This window comes from Streptomyces sp. NPDC026672, assembly GCF_040638185.1.
In the GTDB taxonomy this organism is placed as follows: domain Bacteria; phylum Actinomycetota; class Actinomycetes; order Streptomycetales; family Streptomycetaceae; genus Streptomyces.
The window spans coordinates 1-18,097 of the sequence record NZ_JBEZXS010000023.1; the positions used below are offsets into that span (position 1 = coordinate 1).

An 18,097-nucleotide genomic window follows, 5' to 3' on the forward strand; every position below is an offset into this window, starting at 1 on the left:
GGGGGGGGGGGGGGGGGTGGGGGGGGGGGGGGGGGGGGGGGGGCGGGCCGGGCCCGGCCGGGCGCGGCCGGTGTCTTTCGCCCCCCCCGGCCCCCCCCCCCCCCGCGGCCCCCCCCCGCGACTCGCGGCCGTCGCCGGACGTGGGCATCATGAGGGTGGGCCCTTGGACACCGGGCCGCCGGGCAGGTGACCGGACCGGGAGGAGCGGCATGGGACAGCGCGGCACGCTCATCGTGACGGCGGGTCTGTGCGCGGCCGCGGTGCTCGGTCCGGCGGCGCCGCACCCCGCGTCGGCCGCCCCGGCCCGCTGTTCCTACACCCCGTCGGAGTACCGGCCCACGCTCACGTACGGCGACTCCGGTGCGGCGGTCAAACAGGCGCAGTGCCTGAGCAACGTGTGGGGAGGCGAGCCGCCCGAGCTGGCCCTGGACGGCCGGTTCGACGCCACCATGCAGAAGAAGATCGAGTGGATCCAGGGCTGCCACGGCCTGCCACAGAGCGGTGTCGTCGAGGGCCGCACCTGGCAGGTGCTCCACCATCCGGCCCTGGACTGCTACGACCCGTATCCCACCTGAGCCGGGCATCACGCCGTGGGTGTGTGGCGGTCACGACGACAACGCCCAAGTGCCGCGAGTCGGCCGCTGCTTCAGTCGGGTCGGCCGGTGCCGTCGCCAAGGGTTCGCCGTACGGCCGGAGTTGCTGCGAGGCGGGCTCCGAGGACGCCGCGGGTGCGCAGTTCGTCGAGGTCGGGGAGGCGGACTCCGGGCAGGGAGTCGAGGAGGTCGGCCGGCACCGCGTCGAGAGCGGAAGCCTGGGGGCCATAACCAAGGGTGCGGCGCACTGTCACGCGATCATCGTACGAGCAACTGGCGCCCCGTGGGCGACAACCCCGGCCGACGAAATGCCGGCCGGGGTCCGTGAACGGCCCCGGTCTCGCCCCGAACTCCCCCGCCGGGGCGCGGAGTTGCCGCCGAACACCTAGGAAAGGTCGCCGCCACGGCGGCCGTTGCCCGGCGACGCGGAACCGGCGGACGGACGGCGACCGCTCCGGCGACCCGAGCTGCGACCGCCGGTCCCGGCGGCGCCGCCCGTGGCCGAGCCGCCCGCCGTTCGCCGACCGGACCCGCGGGCGGCCGTGCCGGAGGCACCACCGGTCGCCGCACCGGCCGCGGGCTGACGGCCCGCGCCACGACCGCCCGCCGCGCCGCCGCCTGTGGCGGCGGCACCACCGGAGCCCGCTCGCCGGGCGCTCCCGCGCCCGCCGGTCGTGGAGGTGCCGCCGGACGCCTTCGCCCCGGTCTCGGACCGGCGGTCCGAGCCGCGGCCCCCGGTCCGGGTGGCGGTGTCCGTCGCCGCTTTGGCCCCGCCGCCGTTCCGGCGTCGGCGGCCTGATCGCCTGCCGGGCTCGGTGCCGGACTTCCGGTCGGCACCGGACGCGGCCGGTGCCGCCGGCTGGGGAACCTCGATGGTGACGGCCACCCCTGAGGGTTCACGGGCACCGGTGATGGTGGCCAGTTCCTCGTCGCCGGAGGTGACGCGGGCCGTCCGGGGGCGGATGCCCGCGTCCGACATGAGCCGGGTGACGTCCTGCTTCTGGGTGGGCAGCACCAGCGTGACCACACTGCCGGACCCGCCGGCGCGGGCCGTACGGCCACCCCGGTGGAGGTAGTCCTTGTGGTCGGTGGGCGGATCGACGTTCACCACGAGGTCGAGGTCGTCGATGTGTATGCCGCGGGCCGCGACGTTCGTCGCCACCAGGGCGGTGACCTGACCGTTCTTGAACTGTTCCAGGGTGCGATTGCGCTGCGGCTGCGAGCGGCCCCCGTGCAGCGCGGCCGCGCGGACACCGACGGCCAGGAGCCGCTTGCTGAGCCGGTCGGCGGACCTCTTGGTGTCGAGGAAGAGGATGACCCGGCCGTCACGGGCCGCGATGCGCGTGGTGACGGCCTTCTTGTCGGTCTCGTCCTGGACGTGGAACACATGGTGCTCCATGGTGGTGACCGCTCCCGCGGACGGGTCCACGGAGTGCACCACGGGGTCGGTCAGGAACCGCTGCACCAGGCGGTCGATGTTGCGGTCCAGGGTGGCCGAGAAGAGCATGCGCTGGCCGTCGGGCCGTACGTGCTGGATCAGCTTGGTGATCTGCGGCAGGAAGCCCATGTCGGTCATCTGGTCGGCTTCGTCCAGGACCGTGATGCGTACGTCGTGGAGCAGGCAGTCCCCGCGTTCCACGAGGTCGTTCAGCCTGCCGGGGGTCGCCACGACCACCTCGGCGCCGCGCCGGAGCGTACCGGCCTGCCGGGTGATCGACAGCCCGCCGACCACGGTGGCGAGCCGGAGGTTCACCGCCGTCGCGTAGGGGGTCAGCGCGTCCGTCACCTGCTGGGCGAGTTCCCGGGTGGGCACCAGCACGAGGGCGAGGGGCGCCTTGGGCTCCGCGCGCAGTCCGGCCGTACGGGCCAGGAGCGCCAGCCCGAACGCGAGGGTCTTGCCGGAGCCGGTGCGTCCCCGTCCCAGCAGGTCACGCCCGGCGAGCGAGTTGGGCAGGGTGGCGGCCTGGATGGGGAAGGGCGTGGTCACGCCCTGCGCGGTGAGGGTCTTCAGCAGCGCCGCGGGCATGTCCAGACCGGCGAAGTCCTCGACGGCGGGCAGTGCGGGTGTCGTACTTTCCGGCAATCGGAATTCCCTGGGCGCCGACACGGACGGCGAGGGTGACGAGGCGCGTCGGTTGGTCTTCTGGGGTCTGCGGGACATGCAGTTGTCTGCCTTCCTGGAAACAGCACAAACCGGGGTCCGCACCGTCATGGTGTGGACCCCGGTGAGCGAATACGCGCCCGGCGATCAGGCGGGGACGATGTTCTCCGCCTGCGGGCCCTTCTGGCCCTGCGTGACGTCGAAGGAGACCCGCTGGCCCTCCTGGAGCTCACGGAAGCCCTGGGTCGCGATGTTCGAGTAGTGGGCGAAGACGTCGGGACCGCCGCCGTCCTGCTGGATGAAGCCGAAACCCTTTTCGGCGTTGAACCACTTGACGGTTCCCTGTGCCATGACTTTCTCCTTCTGTAGGCAGAGGCCCCATCCGGAGATGCCGGAAAAACAAATAATGCGCCTGAAGGAGAAGCATTCCCGTCAGGCGCACATAGGTTCATGGGTACCACAACTGCAACATCAAAACCGTAGCACAACTCGGTGGCCCCCGGTGGATCACCGGGGTGCGCGTCGGGATGCCGCGCGGTCCGCCGGTGACCGCGGGTTTCGCCCGTCCGGCCCGAGGGCGCCCAACAGGGCCAGCCGCTCGGCGGTCGGTGTGCCCGGGACCGGGGAGAAGAGCGCGAGGACCTGGGTGCGGTCCTCGTCGACGAGCGACTGGCACTCCAGTTCGAGGAGACCCGCGTCGGGATGTCTGACGCGCTTGCGCCGGCGGCGGAGCACACCGACGTCGTGCAGCGGCCAGAGCGCCGCGAACTCCGGGCTGTCGCGCAGCAGCCGGGCCACGAGGTCCCGGGCCGGCCCGTCGTCGCGGCGCACGACCGCGGCCCTCAGGTCGGCGACGAGTGCCCGGGACTCCGTCGCGTGGTCCTGAACGGGATAACCGGTCCGGGCCCCGGGGTCCGTGAACCAGCGGTGGATCATGCTGCGGCCGGGCCCGGTGAGGTGGGTGAGGTCGCCGAACACGGCGCGCGCCAGGTCGTTCTGGGCCAGGGTGACACCGAGGTCCGTCATGACTTGGGCCGGTACGTCCGTCAGCCGGTCCAGTACGCCGAGCAGGACGGGCGAGACATGGTCGTCGGCGCGCCTGCGGTCGGGCACGTTGTGTCCGGCGAGACGGAAGAGGTGGTCGCGCTCGTCCAGGGTGAGCCGCAGCGCGCGGGTGATCGCGCGCAGCACGGCCGGTGAGGGCTGCGGAGCGCGGCTCTGCTCCAGCCGGGAGTAGTAGTCGGTGGAGATGTCGGCCAGCCGCGCGACCTCCTCGCGGCGCAGTCCGGGGGTACGCCGTCGGCCCGTGCCGGGCAGCCCGACGTCCTGGGGGCCGAGCGCTTCCCGGCGGACCCGGAGGAAGTCGGCCAGCTGCTGGGTGTCCACCCGGCCAGTGTGCGTGTCCGGCCGGGCGGTAGCCAGGGACCGCCGGTCCCTGGGTAAGCCGACTCTGGTTACCCCGTCGGCGCGGAAGCACGCTGGTCGCACGGCCGGGAGACACCCGGCCGCGGACATGCGGAGATCTTTCATGAGCACTTCTCAAGCCCCCCGGACCTGGTTCCTCACGGGTGCGTCCCGCGGGCTGGGCGCGCACTGGGCCGAGGCGATCCTCGCCCGCGGCGACCGGCTGGCGGCCACCGCCAGGAACGTGGACGCGCTGCGCCCGCTGGTCGAGCGCCACGGCGACCGTGTGCTGCCCCTGGAGTTCGACGTCACGGACACCGCCGCGGTGGACGACGCCGTGCGCACGGCCGAGGAGCGGTTCGGCGGGATCGACGTCCTGGTCAACAACGCCGGGCACATGCTGGTCGGCGCCGTCGAGGAAGTCACGGCCGACCAGGCCAGGGCGCAGATGGACGTCAACTACTTCGGGGCGCTGTGGACCACGCGCGCCGTGCTGCCGGGCATGCGGGAACGCCGCGCCGGCCGGATCATGCAGGTCTCCTCGATCGGCGGCCTGGTCGCCTACCCGGCGCTGGGCATCTACCAGTCCTCGAAGTGGGCGCTGGAGGCGATGAGCCAGTCGCTGGCCGCCGAGGTCGCGGCGTACGGCATCCACGTCACGCTCATCGAGCCGATCATGTTCCCGACCGGTCTCGCCTCGGCCTCTCCCCAGGCCCGCCCGGACCCGGCCTACGCCCACGCGCGTGAGGCGCTGTTCGCGGGTTCCCTGACCGAGGGGTTCGTCCCGGGCGACCCCGCCGCGACGTCCGACGCCGTTCTGGCCCTCGCCGACACGCCGGCGCCGCCCCTGCGTGTCCTGTTCGGCGTCAACGGCGTGGAGGCGCTGCGCACCGAGTACGCCGGCCGCCTCGCCGCCCTGGAGGAGTGGGAGCACGTCTCGCGCCTCGCCCAGGGAGGAGGTGCGGCGGACCCGCAGGTCCGCTGAGGCCGGTCGCGGCGGGGCGATCCTCGCGGAACGGCGGCCACCCGGGGCCGGCCGGCACGGGATTCGGCCAGGTGGCCGGTCGTGACGCGCTGTGGAATCGTGGCGAGAGGAGGCGAGGAGTGCCCATTCTTCATTGCGCCGCACGCGAGCGGGGAATCCTGGCCCTGCTCCTGGCGTACGTGTGTGTCATCTCCTTGGTGCAGGCCCTCGGGAGCACCGGGCTCGTCCGGTGGTCGGGCTACTCGCTGCTGGTCCCGCTGGTGGCCAGCGCCCTGCTGCCGTTCAGGCTCACCCTCTTCGTCAACGCGGTGACGCTGGCCGCGAGCGTCGGCATCTACGGGTTCCTGGTGTCGGGCGTGTCCGCGGGCGGCCGTTTTGTCGTGACCCTGGTCGTCGCGCTCGCCTCGGTGATCAGTCTGGTGGTCTGCCGGGTCCGGCTGGAACGCGAGGAACAGCTGCGGCAGGCCACGATCTCGCGTGCGCGTCTGGCGCTGCTGAGCCAGGCGAGCGACCGGGTCGGCAGCACCCTGGACGTCGTACGGACCGCGGAGGAGCTGGCCGACGTGGCCGTTCCGCGGTTCGGCGACTTCGCGTCGGTCGACCTGCTCGACGCCACCTTCCAGGACGCCTCCCAGGACGGCTGTGGCGCTCCCCTCGCGGCGGACGCCGGCCCTGTCGTCATGCGCAGGGCGGCCCACAGGTCCGTGCTGGAGGGGACGCCCGAGGCCGTGGTCGCGGTCGGCGCCGAGCTCTCGTATCCGAAACACTCCGCGCCCGCCGTCGCCCTGGAGACCGGCACGCCGCGCATCGTCCAGGTGCGGCAGGACGCGGCCTTCGCGCGCTGGATGGCGCAGGACCCCGAGCGGGCGCGGCTCGTCGAGTTGTACGGAATCCATTCGATGATGATCGTCCCGCTGTGCGCGCGGGGCGTGACCCTGGGCATCGCGGTGTTCATCCGGCACCTGCGCGCGGAACCCTTCGACGAGGACGACCTCGTCCTGGCCGGGGAGATCGCAGCCCGCGCCGCCGTGTGCATCGACAACGCCCGCCGGTACACCCGGGAACGGGAGACGGCCCTGACCCTCCAGCGCAGTCTGCTGCCCCGGGCCCTGCCCCACAGCGCGGCGGTGGACGTCGCGTACCGCTATCTGCCCGCCGACTCGCGCGCCGGAGTGGGCGGCGACTGGTTCGACGTCATTCCCCTGTCGAGCGCGCGCGTCGCGCTGGTCGTGGGCGACGTGGTGGGACACGGGGTGCAGGCGTCGGCCACCATGGGGCGGCTGCGCTCGGCCGTGCACACGCTCGCCGACATCGATCTGAGCCCCGACGAGCTCCTCACCCACCTCGACGACCTGGTCATCCGGCTCCTCGACGAGACCGGGACGGACGGCGCGCTCGGCGCCACGTGCCTGTACGCGGTCTACGACCCCGCCTCACACGGGTTCTCGGTCTCCGGCTCGTCCCATCCGCCCCCGGCCGTGATCCGTCCGGACGGCACCACGACGTTGCTGGCCTCCGCCACCGGACCGCCTCTGGGGCTGGGCGGTCTGCCGTTCGAATGCTCCGAGGTGACGCTGCCGGAGGGCAGCGTCGTCGCGCTCTACACCGACGGCCTCGTCGAGTCGCGCGAGCGGGACATCGACGCCGGTCTGGACGACCTGCAGAAGGCCCTCGGCCGACCGGCCGCCTCACTGGAGGACATGTGCGACAACGTCCTGGAGGACCTGCTGCCGCACCGGACCAACGACGACGTCGCCCTGCTGCTGGCCCGCACCCGTGTGCTCGACGCGGACCACGTCGCCAGCTGGGACCTCCCCGTGGACCCCGCCGGCGTCGGGCCGGCCCGCCGGTGGGCCACCCGGCAGCTGGCCGCCTGGGGACTGGAGGCCGCGGCCTTCGTCGTGGAGCTGGTGGTGAGCGAGCTGATCACCAATGCCATCCGCTACGGCGCGCCGCCGATGCGGCTGCGGCTCATCCGTGACGACATGCTCATCTGCGAGGTGTCCGACGGCAACAGCACCTCCCCGCACATGCGCCGCGCCCGCGTCTACGACGAGGGCGGGCGCGGTCTCTTCCTGGTGGCGCAGCTCAGCAAGCGCTGGGGCTGCCGCCAGACGGACACCGGGAAGACGATCTGGGCCGAGTACGCGCTGAACTGATGTTCCTGGCCCCTTCTAGTCCTTCGGGACGACAAGCACGGGGCAGTGCGAGTGGTGGAGCAGCGCCCGGACGACCGGGCCGGGTTCGGGGACGGGACGGTGGCCGCGACGGGCACCGACCACCACGACGGCCGCCTCCCGGGTGGCTTCGGGCAAGGCGTGCGTCGGCGCGGTGCGGACGGTGCGGAGGTCCACGTCGACCAGCGGATGCAGGTGCCGGAGCGCGGCGACGGCGAAGCGCGGTACGGCCTCTTCGGAGCGGTCCTCCTCGGCGAGGCGCCGTTGCCCCGGGCTCGTCCCGGGGATCGGTGAGGCCATCTCGAAGGTGACGTGGCGGTGGGTGACCGAGTGCAGGATCCGCAGGCGTACGGCACGGCGCTCGGCCTCCTCGAAGGCGTGGGCGGCCACCTCCGTGTCGGCGTCGTCCTCCAGGCCGAGCAGGACGTCACCGCCTTCCCTGGCCGGGTGGTCACCGCGCACCACCAGCAGCGGGGCGGGCGGGCACGCGGCGAGCCGCAGACTCACCGAGCCCGCCAGCCGGCCGGTGAGCGGGCCGAGGTCCCGGTGGCCCACCACGACCAGGGCCGCGTCCGCACCGGCCCGGACGAGGGCCCGTACCGCACCGCCTTCCACGGCCTCCGTCTCCACCGGCAGGTCGGGACGGCGCGCGGCCACGCGTGCCAGTGCCGAGTCGAGGACCGGCGCGGCCCCGTCGAGGTCGGTCACCGCGTACACGATGCGCAGGGCGCACCCGCGCGAGGCCGCCTCGCCCGCCGCCCGGTCCAGCGCCCGGACGGAGACCGGCGAACCGTCGACCCCGACGACCACATGACCGTTCTTCATCGTTCCTCCCCAGCGGGTACGACCACGACCGGGCAGTCGGCGTGGTGCAGGAGTGTGTGGGCGACCCGGCCGAGGTGTCCGGGGCGGCGCCGGCCGACGACCAGGAGGTCGGCGTCGCGGGAGGCGGCGAGGAGTACCCGGCGAGCGGGGCCCTCTGCGGTGCGCGGGCGCAGTTCCACGTCCGCGGGGGCGCCGGCGAGGGCCGCCTCCAGCTGTTTGGCCGCCCGCTCCTCGTGCAGGCGCTCGGCCTCGCCCGTGACCAGCGGCAGGTCGGCGGTGTCGTGCGTGGGGCACCGCCAGGCCCGTACCGCGTCCAGTACGGCGCCGCGCCGTCGTGCCTCGTCGTGGGCGAGGCGCACCGCCGCCGTCGGTGTGTCGGACGCGCCGACGACAACGCGGCCGTGCCGTCCGTCGGCGGCCCTGCCGCCGTCGCCGCCGCGGACCACGACGACCGGGCAGTCGGCCGCGGTGGCCACGGTCAGGCTGACGGAGCCGAGCAGCAGTTCGGCGAGTCCGCCGCGTCCGCGGGTCCCCACCACCACGGCGGTGGCGCCGTGGCCCTCGCGGACCAGGACGTACTCGGGTTCCTCGGGCACCGACACCGTGGACACGGGCAGGTCCGCGTGGTGACGGCGCGCGCGGTGGGCGGCGAGAGCGAGGATGTCCTCCGCGCCCACGTGCTCGGACGGTGTGTTGATCTCCCGGGCGAGCGCGGCGCCCTCGTAACGCTCCCACAGGGAGGCGTACACGATCCGCAGGGGTGCTCCGAGCAGGGCGGCCTCGTCGGCCGCCCAGTCGACGGCGCGGAGGCTCGGCTCGGAGCCGTCGACCCCGACGACCAGGGGCGGGTTCATCGTTCCCCACCTCCCGCGGCGAGGTCGAAGACGATGCGGGCCTTGACCTGACCGTGCAGGACCTCGTTGATGGACTCGTTGACCGCGGCGAGCGGGCGAGTCTCCAGGACGACCTTCGTCCGGCCCTCGGCGTGGAGTTGGAAGACCTCGGCGAGGTCCTGCCGGGTGCCGACGATGGAGCCGATCACCGATGTGCCGTTGAGCACGGTGTCGAAGATGGGCAGTTGGACGGTGCCGTGTGCCGGAAGGGCGACCATGACGAGCTTCCCGCCGCGCCGCAGGCCGGAGTTGGCGGCTTCGAAGGCGGCGGGGTTCACGGCGAGGGCGAGGGCGGCGTGGGCGCCTCCGTGACGCCTCAACTCCGCGCCGACGTCCTGCTTCCGGGCATCGATGAGGATGTCGGCGCCGAGTTCCCGGGCGAGTTCGAGCTTGTCGTCCGTGACGTCGACGGCGGCGACCCGCGCCCCGGCGATCTTCGCGTACTGCACCGCGAGATGGCCCAGTCCGCCCACCCCGGAGACGGCGACGAGCTGGGCGGGCCGGACGCCCGCGACCTTGAGTGCCTTGTACGTCGTGACGCCCGCGCAGGTCAACGGGGCCGCGTCGTAAGGGCTGACGCCGTCGGGCACCGGCTGCGCGAAGTCCGCCCAGGCCAGCATCTTCTCGGCGTACCCGCCGTCGCAGCCGTAGCCCGTGTTGACCTGGCTCTCGCACAGGGTCTCCCAGCCGGACCGGCAGTGCTCGCACCGTCCGCAGGCCCTGCCGAGCCACGGCACGGCGACACGCTGTCCGACGGCGAGGTGGGTGACGCCTTCGCCTAGTTCCTCGACGAGTCCGACACCCTCGTGGCCGGGGACGAACGGCGGGGTGGGCTTGACGGGCCAGTCGCCGTGCGCGGCGTGGATGTCCGTGTGGCACAGCCCGGACGCCTCGACGCGTACGCGGACCTGGCCCGGACCGGGCACGGGGTCGGGGCGCTCCTCGATGACCAGGGGCTCGCCGAACTTCCGTACGACCGCTGCCTTCATGATGTCTGCTCCTTCCGTACTTCTGTGGCGACCGCGTCGGTGGTGCGCGACGGCGGTGACGGGGTGGTGACGGGGGTGGTGGTGATCGTCCGTGCGGCCGGCCCGGACGGGCGGGCGGGCCCGGTGCAGGGCCCGCCCCTGCGGTGGTGCTCAGCGCAGCCACGTGTGGTCGCGGACGAAGGGGAGTCCGGCCCAGAACCGGCCCAGGCCGAGACGGTTCCCGGCGGAGACGGCCGCGAGCACGATGAGCAGCACGGCGTAGAGGAGGTGGTAGTCGGCGAACGGGTTCGTCGACGCGCTCGGGGAGCCGTCCGACAGGTGCTGGGCGGGCGGCCACTCGGCGATCCACATCAGCGCCATCATCACGGTGCCCGCGACGGCCGCGAGCCGCAGTGCCACTCCGGCGATCAGGGCGACGCCGACACCGAGCAGGCCCAGCATGAACAGCCAGTCCGCCCAGGCGTCGCCGGCCCAGGAGTGGAACGTCGACTCCAGCGGTCCGACGGCGACGTGGCCGAGGAATCCCTCGGTGGGCGAGCCACCGTCGATCCAGCCCTTGCCGGACTGGGTGGAGTAGCCGAGGCCGAAGACCTTGTCGAGGAAGGCCCACAGGAAGACGAAGCCCAGCAGCAGGCGGGCGACGCCGAAGACGTAGGCCCGTGCGGTGTGCGGGTCGGCGTGTGTGCCGGTGTCGGTGTCGGTGTCGGTGTGGGTGTGGGTGTCGGTGTGTGCCGACACGGTGGACTCGGAGGAGGAGGCGGTCCGGTTCCCGCGCAGGGACAGCAGGTGGGAGCCCGCACTCCGGTGAGGGCGCTCATGGACAGCCATGACGGTGATCCCTTCGGAACGGTCCTGGTGGTTCCTGACACCACTTACTCTCGATGCAGGTACCGGTACCGCGCCGGACGCCGATGGTCCGCAGTCGGGGGTCCAACAGCCCCCTCCTGGAAGGCCGTTCGGCCACCCCTCCCGGTCAGCGGCGGGTTCGGAGGGCGTCGAGTGCCAGGTCGAGCAGGCGCCGGGCCTGTTCCCGGCCGTCCGCCCCGGGCGCGACACGCCAGGTGCAGCCCATCATCAGGAGTACGTCGTACGGGTCCAGGCCGGGGCGAATGGACCCGTCCGCCTCTCCGGCCCTGAGCAGCTCACCGATGGCCTCCGTCACCGGGCCGTACGTCTCCGAGGTCACGGCGTCGTGGCGGGCGGTCGTGAGCGCGTCGCCGAGTCCGCGTTTGATCATGATGTACGAGGCGAGGCGCTGGAACCACAGGCGCAGGGCCTCCACCGGCGGTTCGGTGGCCAGCAGTTCGGAGGCCAGGTCGCCCATCTTGTGCATCTCCGACCGGAAGACCTCCAGGACCAGGGCCTCCCGGTTGGGGAAATTGCGGTACAGGGTGCCCGGTCCGACTCCGGCCCGTTTGGCTATGGAGTTGAGCGAAGCGGCCCCGTCCTGCGTGAGCACCTCCCTGGCGGCGGCGAGGATCCGTTCCCGATTGTGCTGCGCGTCGCTCCGCTGATGCTGATGCCGAGACACGGGCCTCTCCCCTTCCGACCACTCACGGGCAAGCCCACGTCTCGCACAATGATACGGAGACATCTCCGCTTGAGGGGGAACGGTAACGGGCCACCGAACCGCACGTCAACGCGGGGTACTCGGCAGTACACCGAGTGGAGCCCGGCACCTCGACGCGCGTGCGCGGCACCTGGACGCGCGCTTCCGGCGCCCCGAAAAGCCTTCGCCGTCCGGCGGCCGCCGGCGTTAGCCTCGCCGATCATGGGAGCACGAGCGCAGTACGTAGTGATCGAGAACGGCACCTGGCAGCGGTACCACTCGCACTGGGCCGCCAACCGGGTCGTCCTGGACCTGCTGCCCGGTCCGGTCGCGGCGACACGCTGCTTCCGCGCCAACCGGGAGATCGACGAATGGCTCGACGACGTGTGGTGCGAGGGCGCCGCACTCGTCGACCACGACCGAAAGGTCCTGCTCTGGTACGCGTTCGCCGACAGCTGGGCCAGCCATGTCGCCGCCCGCGCCGCACTGGCCAGGACATGGCCCGGCTGGGACGTCCGCTTCGCGCACGACGGCATGGGCGACCTGACCCAGCACGTGGGCCTCGGCAGGGACCTGACCCGGGCTCCGGGCTGGTTCGAGACCTTCGAGCCCAGCTGGTTCTCGGACACCGAAGACACCGAGCCCTGGTCCGTCGTCTCCCTGCGCCTGCCCGACGGGGACGTTCACGCGTGGGGCAGCGGCCGGGAGCCCATCGAGAACATCGCCGACGGCCCCGGCGTGATCGACCTGATCGCCGCGTCGCCGGCCACTCCCACGCTCACCGACATGCCGTACGGCGGCGTCCACGTCGACCCGCGGGCCCGCACCGTCTCGCTCTGGGCGGTGCAGACCGCGGCCGGCGTCCACGACTGGCCGCTGCCGGGCTGGGAGGGCTGGGAGCTGGACTTCCGCGGCGACGACCACACCCACCAGGCCGGGCTGCTCCCGGCGGACTTTCCCTTCCCCCGGCCCCCGCTCGCGCCCCCGCTGCGGCGCCTCGTCGACAGCGTGGGCACCCCGCCGCCCGACACCGGCGCCGTCATCGCCCGCGCCATGAGCGCGCCCGGCCCGGAGGGCACCACCCCCGTGGTCAACCCCGCCGCGCCGACCCCGCCCGACCCGACCGACCCCACCCCGGCCGAACTGGCCGAGCTGCACACGGTGCTCGACACGCTGATCACGAAGGCCGAGGCCGTCTGACCGCCGCCCGGCGCACTCCCCGTACCCGGCCAACTCCGCGCACCCGATGGACTCCCCCCGCCACGACCTCCAAGGCGTCTTCGACGCCCGCGAGATCGAACGCATCAAGGCCGCCATCCCCGGCTACGCCAACGTCTGACACCGCGTCGGCGGCTTCCGACGGGTGCCGCCCCGGCGGCCGGAGGAACTACCGCTCTTCGCCCGGAAGATCAACGAGGTACGCGACGAAGCTCTTGCAGGCAGCGGCGTTGCGGTAGCCCGACGTCAGCTCCCCTTCCTCGCTCCTGCACCTGGTGACCCAGCGCAGCACCGAGCGCTTCGATGTCCTCGTAGACCGTCCTTGCTTACGTGCCGCTCGACCTCCGTCCACCTCGGATCGGCCCCCTGGAACACGCAGCCCGCCGCGTGCGCATGCTGTTCCGGTGCCCGCGCCCGCGGAACCTCCGCCGACTGCCCCTGTTCCTGCCCCCGTTGCAGGGCCCGCGCCTGCTCCTGGGCGGAGTGTCCTCAGGGCCCGGCGACATCCGCGAGCCGGGCGCCGGGGCCGGGGGCGTGGACGACCTCGTGTACGGAAGGAACGTCGTGTCCGCCCGCGCAGTGCAGTCGGGCCGACACCTCGGCTCCGCAGTCGCGGTGGAGCATGACGAGCGGGGCGCCCGCGGCGTCGGCCTCGTAGTGGTCGCCCCACTGCCGCAGGGCCACGAGGATGGGATAGACGTCCTGCCCCTTGGGGGTCAGGACGTACTCGGCACGGGGGCGCACCCCGGGTTCCCGGTAGCTCTGCTTGCTGAGGATTCCCCGCGAGGTGAGGGTGGACAGCCTGTTCGACAGGACCTGGCGGGGTATCCCGGTCCGGGCGATGAAGTCCTCGAACCGGCGTACCCCGCGGAACGCGTCCCTGAGGACCAGGAACGTCCACTTCTCGCCGAGGATCTCCAGGGTGCGGGCGATGCTGCAGTTCTCCATCGAGTAGATCGGTGCCTCAACCATGCACCCCAGGCTAAGTCTCCTTGACAGACCCAGCAAGAGCGGTGAGGCTGAGTCCGTCGAAGAGACTCATGCCGAGTCGAGCCGGATCCACTCCTGGCCACCGGTACACCCGACACACCCGACACCGCATCGAGAGGCACGTCCGACCATGACCGACCTGCTCGACTTCGTGCTGGAGGCCCACGGAGGTCTGAAGCGCTGGAGCGATACGACGACGATCCGCGCGAAGCTCGACATGGGCGGTCCCAGCTGGGCGTCCCGGGGCCAGGACGGCATCCTGTCCGGGGTCGGCGTCACCGTCGACCTGCACCGGCAGCACCTGGTCTTCACCGGCTTCACCGGCCCCGGACTGCGCGGGGTCTTCACCCCCGACCGCGTCGCCGTCGAGGACGAGGACGGGGCCGTCCTGATGGAGCGCCACACGCCCCGTGACGCCTACGCGGGCCACGACCGCACCACCGCCTGGGACCCGCTGCACGCGCTCTACTTCGGCGGGTACGGCATGTGGAACTACCTCACCGCCCCTTATCTGCTGACCCTGCCGGGGGTCCGGACCGAGGAGCTGGACCCCTGGCAGGAGGCGGACGAGCGGTGGCGGCGGCTCCACGTGACCTTCCCGTCGTACATCGCCACCCACAGCACGGAACAGACCTTCTACTACGACGCGTCGGGGCTGCTGCGCCGCCAGGACTACCGGCCGTTCGTCATGGGGGGCCGCCCGGCCGTCCACCGGGTCGAGGCGCACCGCACCGTCTCCGGCCTCGTCTTTCCGACGCACCGGTACGTGCTGCCCGTCGTCGACGGCAACGTCCTGCCCAGCCCGATCATCACCGTCGACCTCGCCGACATCGGCATCGAATGAGAGCCGGACATGACGAACCGTCCTTACGCGGAGAAGAAATTCGCCGAGATCAACGGTGTCCGGATGGCCTACATCGACGAGGGGGAGGGTGACGCGATCGTGTTCCAGCACGGCAATCCGACGTCCTCCTACCTGTGGCGCAACGTCATGCCCTATCTGGAGGGGCTGGGCCGGCTGATCGCCTGCGACCTGGTCGGCATGGGCGACTCCGGCCGGCTTCACCCCTCCGGCCCGGACCGCTACACCTACCAGGAACAGCGGGACCACCTGTTCGCGCTCTGGGAGCACCTGGACCTCGGGGACAACGCCGTGCTCGTCCTGCACGACTGGGGTTCCGCACTCGGCTTCGACTGGGCGTTCCACCACCAGCACCGGGTGGCGGGGCTCGCCTACATGGAAGCCATCGTCGCCCCCATGAGCTGGGAGGACTGGCGGCAACCCGCGCGGGACACGTTCCAGCGCTTCCGCTCGTCCGCCGGTGAGGCCATGGTGCTGACCGACAACATGTTCGTCGAGGGAGTGCTGCCGAGGGCGATCCTGCGCCGACTGGACGAGGAGGAGATGGCCGTCTACCGCGAGCCGTACCGCGTCCCCGGGGAGAGCCGCCGGCCCACGCTGAGCTGGCCGCGCCAGTTGCCGATCGACGGCGAACCCCAGGACGTGGTGCGGATCGTCGAGGACTACGGCCGGTGGCTGGCCGGGGCGGACGTGCCCAAGCTGTTCGTCAACGCGGAACCCGGCGCGATCCTGATCGGCGCGCAGCGCGAGTTCTGCCGGACCTGGCCGAACCAGACCGAAGTGACGGTCCCCGGCCTGCACTTCGTGCAGGAGGACAGCCCCCACAGCATCGGCGCGGCGGTGGCGGACTTCGTCCGGGACATCCGCGGCATCGACCACGACTGAGCCCGGCCCCGTGCTGCCCGTGCCTCGGGCGCCCTGCCCGCGCCTCGGAGCCGGTCCGTCGGCCCCGGGGCGCGTCAGGGCCGCCCGGAGGCTCCGGGTTCCGGGCGCCGCAGCACGGTGAGGGGCAGCTCCCGCCGTACCTCGAACCCGAGGGTCCCGTACAGCCGCACCGCGCCCGTGTTGGTGGCCACCACGTGCAGGAAGGCCCGCTCCCCCCGGTCCGTGATCCGAGCCGTCAACGTCCTGACGAGACCGGTGGCGAGGCCCTTGCCCCGGTGCTCGGGCGCCGTGCACACCGCGCTGATCTCCACCCAGCCCGCGGCGCGCATCCGTTCGCCGGCCATGGCGACCAGCACACCGTCCTGGCGGACGCCGAGGTACGTGCCCAGTTCGATGGTCCGGGTGCCGAAGGGGCCGGGGGCCGTACGGCGTGCGAGGTCCACCATCTCCGGCACATCCGCGGGGCCAAGAAGCACCGCCCGTGTATCGGAAGCGCCCCGGGTGGTCTCGGACGCGATCATCTGTGTCACGTCGAACCGGTCGAGAACCGTCCACGCCTGCGGGATCGCCCCCAAGTGGTGGACGAACGCCGCCGTCCCGTCGCCCACCACGTCGGCCGCGTCGGCCCAGTCCTGCTCCGTCGGCCGGTCCGGGAGGCCCAGGAACGGCGCGACGTCGTCGAGGTACCGCAGGGCGCGTCCTCGCCCGCGGGCCAGATGAGCCTGCTGCGGACCGGAGAGCGAGGCGTGCACCGGGTTGTCCAGGACGTGCCCGGTGCCGGCCCGTCCGGCCTTCGCGAAGGGGTGGTCCATCCCAGACCTTCCTGTCGATCGGTGGGGTCATCCTGCATTCGCCTCCTGAGTCCGTCAAGTAGACTCAGGAGGTCCGTGGGCAGACGCGCCCGGACCGTCGCCGGCGGACCGCGCCCCGAGAAGGAGATGACGATGCCTGTGCCCCGTTCCGGCGGTTCACCGCAGAGCGTCCCGGCGCGGCCGGCCACCGCGGCGGACCGGCCGCGGAAGGGCCATCGCCCCGTGCGCACGGGGTTCCACTGGCAGCCCGGATGGAGTCCGTCGCCGTACGGCGTCACCGCCCCCGCCGCGTACCGCGGGGATCCGGCCGAGGCGGAAGCGAGGTTCACCGGTCCCGCCGACCCGGAGTTCGAAGAGACCGTCGGGCGGCTGGGCCGTGACGGCCGCACTCCCGTGACGTGCCTGGACGTCCTCCTCGACCCGGACCTGCTGCACCGGCCGTCCGCCCTGGCGCTCGGCCTGCCCACGGGGGAACTCCTGGCGAGCGCCCAGCCGGACTGGCGGGCGCCCCAACTGCACGGCTGCACCCTGCACAGCGGCGAACTCTCCCTCGCGGGTGCTCCCGGCAGCCGCCGGATCACCTGGACGCCGGACACCCTCCTCCTCGTCGAGGACGTCCCCCGTACGTCACTCGACGCACTGCCCGCGGATGCCTGCACCGTCGTCCGCACCAGCGACGACGACCCCGCCGACGCCTTGCGCCGGCAGGCGTTCGCCCTGCTCGGCACCCGGTACCACAGTGACGTTCCCCCTGCGCCCGACGATGCCGTTCCGCCCGAACCGGGAGGGGAGGACTCCCCCGGCCCCAGGCAGGTGCCGACCGACTACCCGGGGCTCTCCGGCGCCTCCGAGGTCTTCGTGGACGACCGGCGCTCGACCGTGACCGTTCGCCGCTTCGGGCACGACGGCCGGGGCACCGAGTACACCCTTCCCCTGACACGGGAGCGCGCCGGTCTGATCGACCGGATGGTCGAGGAGTACGAGCACTCCGTCACCGCCTATGCCAGCGTCGGCGCCGACCAGGACGCCGCGAGGGCGCTCAGGTCCACCTCGTGGACTCCGGCTGCCCTGCGGCTGCTGCTCCCGGTCATGCGGGTCGAGGACGCCGCCGACGCCGCCCGTCTGACCGCGCGTTCACCGCAGGAGTGGAGCCGGGACGGCTGGGACCTGCACGCGCCGAACAGTGTGCACGTGCTGCTCCAGAACGCCGATCCGCAGCGGAGCTGGCGGGCCTCGGAGGCCGCGGCGCTCGCCGCGGCGGGAATCTCGGCCGACCGTGCCCGGGAACTGCGGACCGCGGGCCTGCGCTCGGTCGAGACGGCCGTCGCCGCCCATGCGCGGCGCCCGACCGCCGCGGCCAGGCTGGCACGGGAGTTGGTGCGGTCGTCGCAGACCCCCGTGCCGGACGAGATCGGCGCCCGGCTCGCCCGGGCCCGGGAACACACGGCCCAGGAGATCGACTCCTGGCGGCACGACCACCGCAAGAGCTGCGGCCCCGAGGGCTGGGGCGTGTGGGTGAGCCTGACGCGCCACTCCTTCGGCCTGCGCGACGGCAGCGTGTGCGTGCTCTGGGACGTCACGAACGGCTGGTGGGCCATCAGCGACGAGGGCGAGGAGGGGCAGAGCTGCTGCCTGTTCACCGACGAGGCCCAGGCGCGGGACTCCTGGCGGTCGACGCTCGCGGCGCTCCAGGAGTACGAGCGGCAACTGCTCCAGGAGGACACCGAGGTGTGGAGCATCGAGCCGTCCGGCGCGAGCGGGGAGGCCGACGCGGAGACCGGCTGACCGGCGTCGGTGCCGACGACCCGGGCGGG

General features: G+C 72.8%; 18 protein-coding genes. 7 read left to right on the plus strand and 11 right to left on the minus strand.

The annotated features are described in order from the left end of the window. The first annotated feature begins 209 nt into the window (after nucleotides 1-209). On the plus strand, nucleotides 210-575 hold the full coding sequence (locus AB0F77_RS25200) for a peptidoglycan-binding domain-containing protein (RefSeq protein WP_361952871.1): 366 nt from the start codon (nucleotides 210-212) through the stop codon (nucleotides 573-575). Nucleotides 576-646: 71 nt separating this feature from the next. On the opposite strand, the gene AB0F77_RS25205 is transcribed toward AB0F77_RS25200, so the two are convergent. The 4 genes from AB0F77_RS25205 to AB0F77_RS25220 form a co-directional block, all read right to left on the minus strand. Next, entirely contained in the window at nucleotides 647-847 is a 201-nt protein-coding gene (locus AB0F77_RS25205) for a hypothetical protein (RefSeq protein WP_361952874.1), read from the minus strand. A gap of 131 nt (nucleotides 848-978) precedes the next feature. After that, nucleotides 979-2,754: a DEAD/DEAH box helicase gene (locus AB0F77_RS25210; RefSeq protein WP_361952876.1), complete on the minus strand. Its 1,776-nt coding sequence runs from the start codon at nucleotides 2,752-2,754 to the stop codon at nucleotides 979-981. A gap of 87 nt (nucleotides 2,755-2,841) precedes the next feature. Continuing rightward, nucleotides 2,842-3,045, minus strand: a complete 204-nt coding sequence (locus tag AB0F77_RS25215) for a cold-shock protein (RefSeq protein WP_023544341.1) — start codon at nucleotides 3,043-3,045, stop codon at nucleotides 2,842-2,844. A gap of 156 nt (nucleotides 3,046-3,201) precedes the next feature. After that, entirely contained in the window at nucleotides 3,202-4,080 is an 879-nt protein-coding gene (locus AB0F77_RS25220) for a helix-turn-helix transcriptional regulator (RefSeq protein ID WP_361952879.1), read from the minus strand. A gap of 142 nt (nucleotides 4,081-4,222) precedes the next feature. Between AB0F77_RS25220 and AB0F77_RS25225 the strand changes: the two genes are divergently transcribed. Together AB0F77_RS25225 and AB0F77_RS25230 are read left to right on the plus strand one after the other, a co-directional pair. Next, complete coding sequence (locus tag AB0F77_RS25225; protein ID WP_361952882.1) at nucleotides 4,223-5,083, plus strand: SDR family NAD(P)-dependent oxidoreductase; 861 nt, start codon at nucleotides 4,223-4,225, stop codon at nucleotides 5,081-5,083. A 119-nt stretch (nucleotides 5,084-5,202) separates the two neighbouring features. Continuing rightward, nucleotides 5,203-7,242, plus strand: coding sequence for a SpoIIE family protein phosphatase (locus tag AB0F77_RS25230; protein ID WP_361952885.1), 2,040 nt, complete (start codon nucleotides 5,203-5,205; stop codon nucleotides 7,240-7,242). 15 nt (nucleotides 7,243-7,257) lie between these two features. Here the strand turns inward: AB0F77_RS25230 and AB0F77_RS25235 are convergent, their stop codons facing one another. The 5 genes from AB0F77_RS25235 to AB0F77_RS25255 form a co-directional block, all read right to left on the minus strand. Next, the gene (locus tag AB0F77_RS25235; RefSeq protein ID WP_361952888.1) at nucleotides 7,258-8,085 is read right to left on the minus strand and encodes a universal stress protein; all 828 of its coding nucleotides are present in this window, start codon (nucleotides 8,083-8,085) and stop codon (nucleotides 7,258-7,260) included. After that, nucleotides 8,082-8,939 (minus strand): universal stress protein, encoded by an 858-nt coding sequence (locus AB0F77_RS25240; protein WP_361952891.1) that lies wholly within the window; start codon nucleotides 8,937-8,939, stop codon nucleotides 8,082-8,084. Before AB0F77_RS25240 ends, AB0F77_RS25235 begins: the two co-directional genes overlap by 4 nt. Then, nucleotides 8,936-9,967, minus strand: coding sequence for an alcohol dehydrogenase AdhP (adhP, locus tag AB0F77_RS25245; protein ID WP_361952894.1), 1,032 nt, complete (start codon nucleotides 9,965-9,967; stop codon nucleotides 8,936-8,938). Before adhP ends, AB0F77_RS25240 begins: the two co-directional genes overlap by 4 nt. Nucleotides 9,968-10,117: 150 nt before the next feature. Further along, nucleotides 10,118-10,795, minus strand: a complete 678-nt coding sequence (locus AB0F77_RS25250; RefSeq protein WP_361952896.1) for a DoxX family protein — start codon at nucleotides 10,793-10,795, stop codon at nucleotides 10,118-10,120. A 145-nt stretch (nucleotides 10,796-10,940) separates the two neighbouring features. Further along, nucleotides 10,941-11,498 (minus strand): TetR/AcrR family transcriptional regulator, encoded by a 558-nt coding sequence (locus AB0F77_RS25255; protein WP_361952899.1) that lies wholly within the window; start codon nucleotides 11,496-11,498, stop codon nucleotides 10,941-10,943. Between the two features lie 240 nt (nucleotides 11,499-11,738). Here AB0F77_RS25255 and AB0F77_RS25260 point away from each other — a divergent pair, with 240 nt between their 5' ends. Continuing rightward, nucleotides 11,739-12,716, plus strand: a complete 978-nt coding sequence (locus tag AB0F77_RS25260) for a hypothetical protein (RefSeq protein WP_361952902.1) — start codon at nucleotides 11,739-11,741, stop codon at nucleotides 12,714-12,716. 507 nt (nucleotides 12,717-13,223) lie between these two features. On the opposite strand, the gene AB0F77_RS25265 is transcribed toward AB0F77_RS25260, so the two are convergent. Next, nucleotides 13,224-13,706 (minus strand): helix-turn-helix domain-containing protein, encoded by a 483-nt coding sequence (locus tag AB0F77_RS25265; RefSeq protein WP_361952904.1) that lies wholly within the window; start codon nucleotides 13,704-13,706, stop codon nucleotides 13,224-13,226. Between the two features lie 148 nt (nucleotides 13,707-13,854). On the opposite strand from AB0F77_RS25265, the gene AB0F77_RS25270 reads away from it, so the two are divergent. Both AB0F77_RS25270 and AB0F77_RS25275 read left to right on the plus strand, forming a co-directional pair. Then, the gene (locus tag AB0F77_RS25270; protein WP_361952907.1) at nucleotides 13,855-14,568 is read left to right on the plus strand and encodes a hypothetical protein; all 714 of its coding nucleotides are present in this window, start codon (nucleotides 13,855-13,857) and stop codon (nucleotides 14,566-14,568) included. 9 nt (nucleotides 14,569-14,577) lie between these two features. Next, entirely contained in the window at nucleotides 14,578-15,471 is an 894-nt protein-coding gene (locus AB0F77_RS25275; protein ID WP_361952910.1) for a haloalkane dehalogenase, read from the plus strand. 74 nt (nucleotides 15,472-15,545) lie between these two features. On the opposite strand, the gene AB0F77_RS25280 is transcribed toward AB0F77_RS25275, so the two are convergent. Further along, on the minus strand, nucleotides 15,546-16,283 hold the full coding sequence (locus tag AB0F77_RS25280) for a GNAT family N-acetyltransferase (protein WP_361952913.1): 738 nt from the start codon (nucleotides 16,281-16,283) through the stop codon (nucleotides 15,546-15,548). A 132-nt stretch (nucleotides 16,284-16,415) separates the two neighbouring features. Between AB0F77_RS25280 and AB0F77_RS25285 the strand changes: the two genes are divergently transcribed. After that, complete coding sequence (locus AB0F77_RS25285; RefSeq protein ID WP_361952916.1) at nucleotides 16,416-18,068, plus strand: hypothetical protein; 1,653 nt, start codon at nucleotides 16,416-16,418, stop codon at nucleotides 18,066-18,068. Nucleotides 18,069-18,097: the final 29 nt, after the last annotated feature.

Coding starts and splice junctions, on each gene's coding strand:
- adhP (WP_361952894.1), bottom strand. CDS start 9,967: ATGAAGGCAGCGGTCGTACGGAAGTTCGGCGAGCCCCTGGTCATCGAG.
- AB0F77_RS25235 (WP_361952888.1), bottom strand. CDS start 8,085: ATGAAGAACGGTCATGTGGTCGTCGGGGTCGACGGTTCGCCGGTCTCC.
- AB0F77_RS25260 (WP_361952902.1), top strand. CDS start 11,739: ATGGGAGCACGAGCGCAGTACGTAGTGATCGAGAACGGCACCTGGCAG.
- AB0F77_RS25200 (WP_361952871.1), top strand. CDS start 210: ATGGGACAGCGCGGCACGCTCATCGTGACGGCGGGTCTGTGCGCGGCC.
- AB0F77_RS25240 (WP_361952891.1), bottom strand. CDS start 8,939: ATGAACCCGCCCCTGGTCGTCGGGGTCGACGGCTCCGAGCCGAGCCTC.
- AB0F77_RS25215 (WP_023544341.1), bottom strand. CDS start 3,045: ATGGCACAGGGAACCGTCAAGTGGTTCAACGCCGAAAAGGGTTTCGGC.
- AB0F77_RS25285 (WP_361952916.1), top strand. CDS start 16,416: ATGCCTGTGCCCCGTTCCGGCGGTTCACCGCAGAGCGTCCCGGCGCGG.
- AB0F77_RS25280 (WP_361952913.1), bottom strand. CDS start 16,283: ATGGACCACCCCTTCGCGAAGGCCGGACGGGCCGGCACCGGGCACGTC.
- AB0F77_RS25265 (WP_361952904.1), bottom strand. CDS start 13,706: ATGGTTGAGGCACCGATCTACTCGATGGAGAACTGCAGCATCGCCCGC.
- AB0F77_RS25210 (WP_361952876.1), bottom strand. CDS start 2,754: ATGTCCCGCAGACCCCAGAAGACCAACCGACGCGCCTCGTCACCCTCG.
- AB0F77_RS25270 (WP_361952907.1), top strand. CDS start 13,855: ATGACCGACCTGCTCGACTTCGTGCTGGAGGCCCACGGAGGTCTGAAG.
- AB0F77_RS25250 (WP_361952896.1), bottom strand. CDS start 10,795: ATGGCTGTCCATGAGCGCCCTCACCGGAGTGCGGGCTCCCACCTGCTG.
- AB0F77_RS25225 (WP_361952882.1), top strand. CDS start 4,223: ATGAGCACTTCTCAAGCCCCCCGGACCTGGTTCCTCACGGGTGCGTCC.
- AB0F77_RS25275 (WP_361952910.1), top strand. CDS start 14,578: ATGACGAACCGTCCTTACGCGGAGAAGAAATTCGCCGAGATCAACGGT.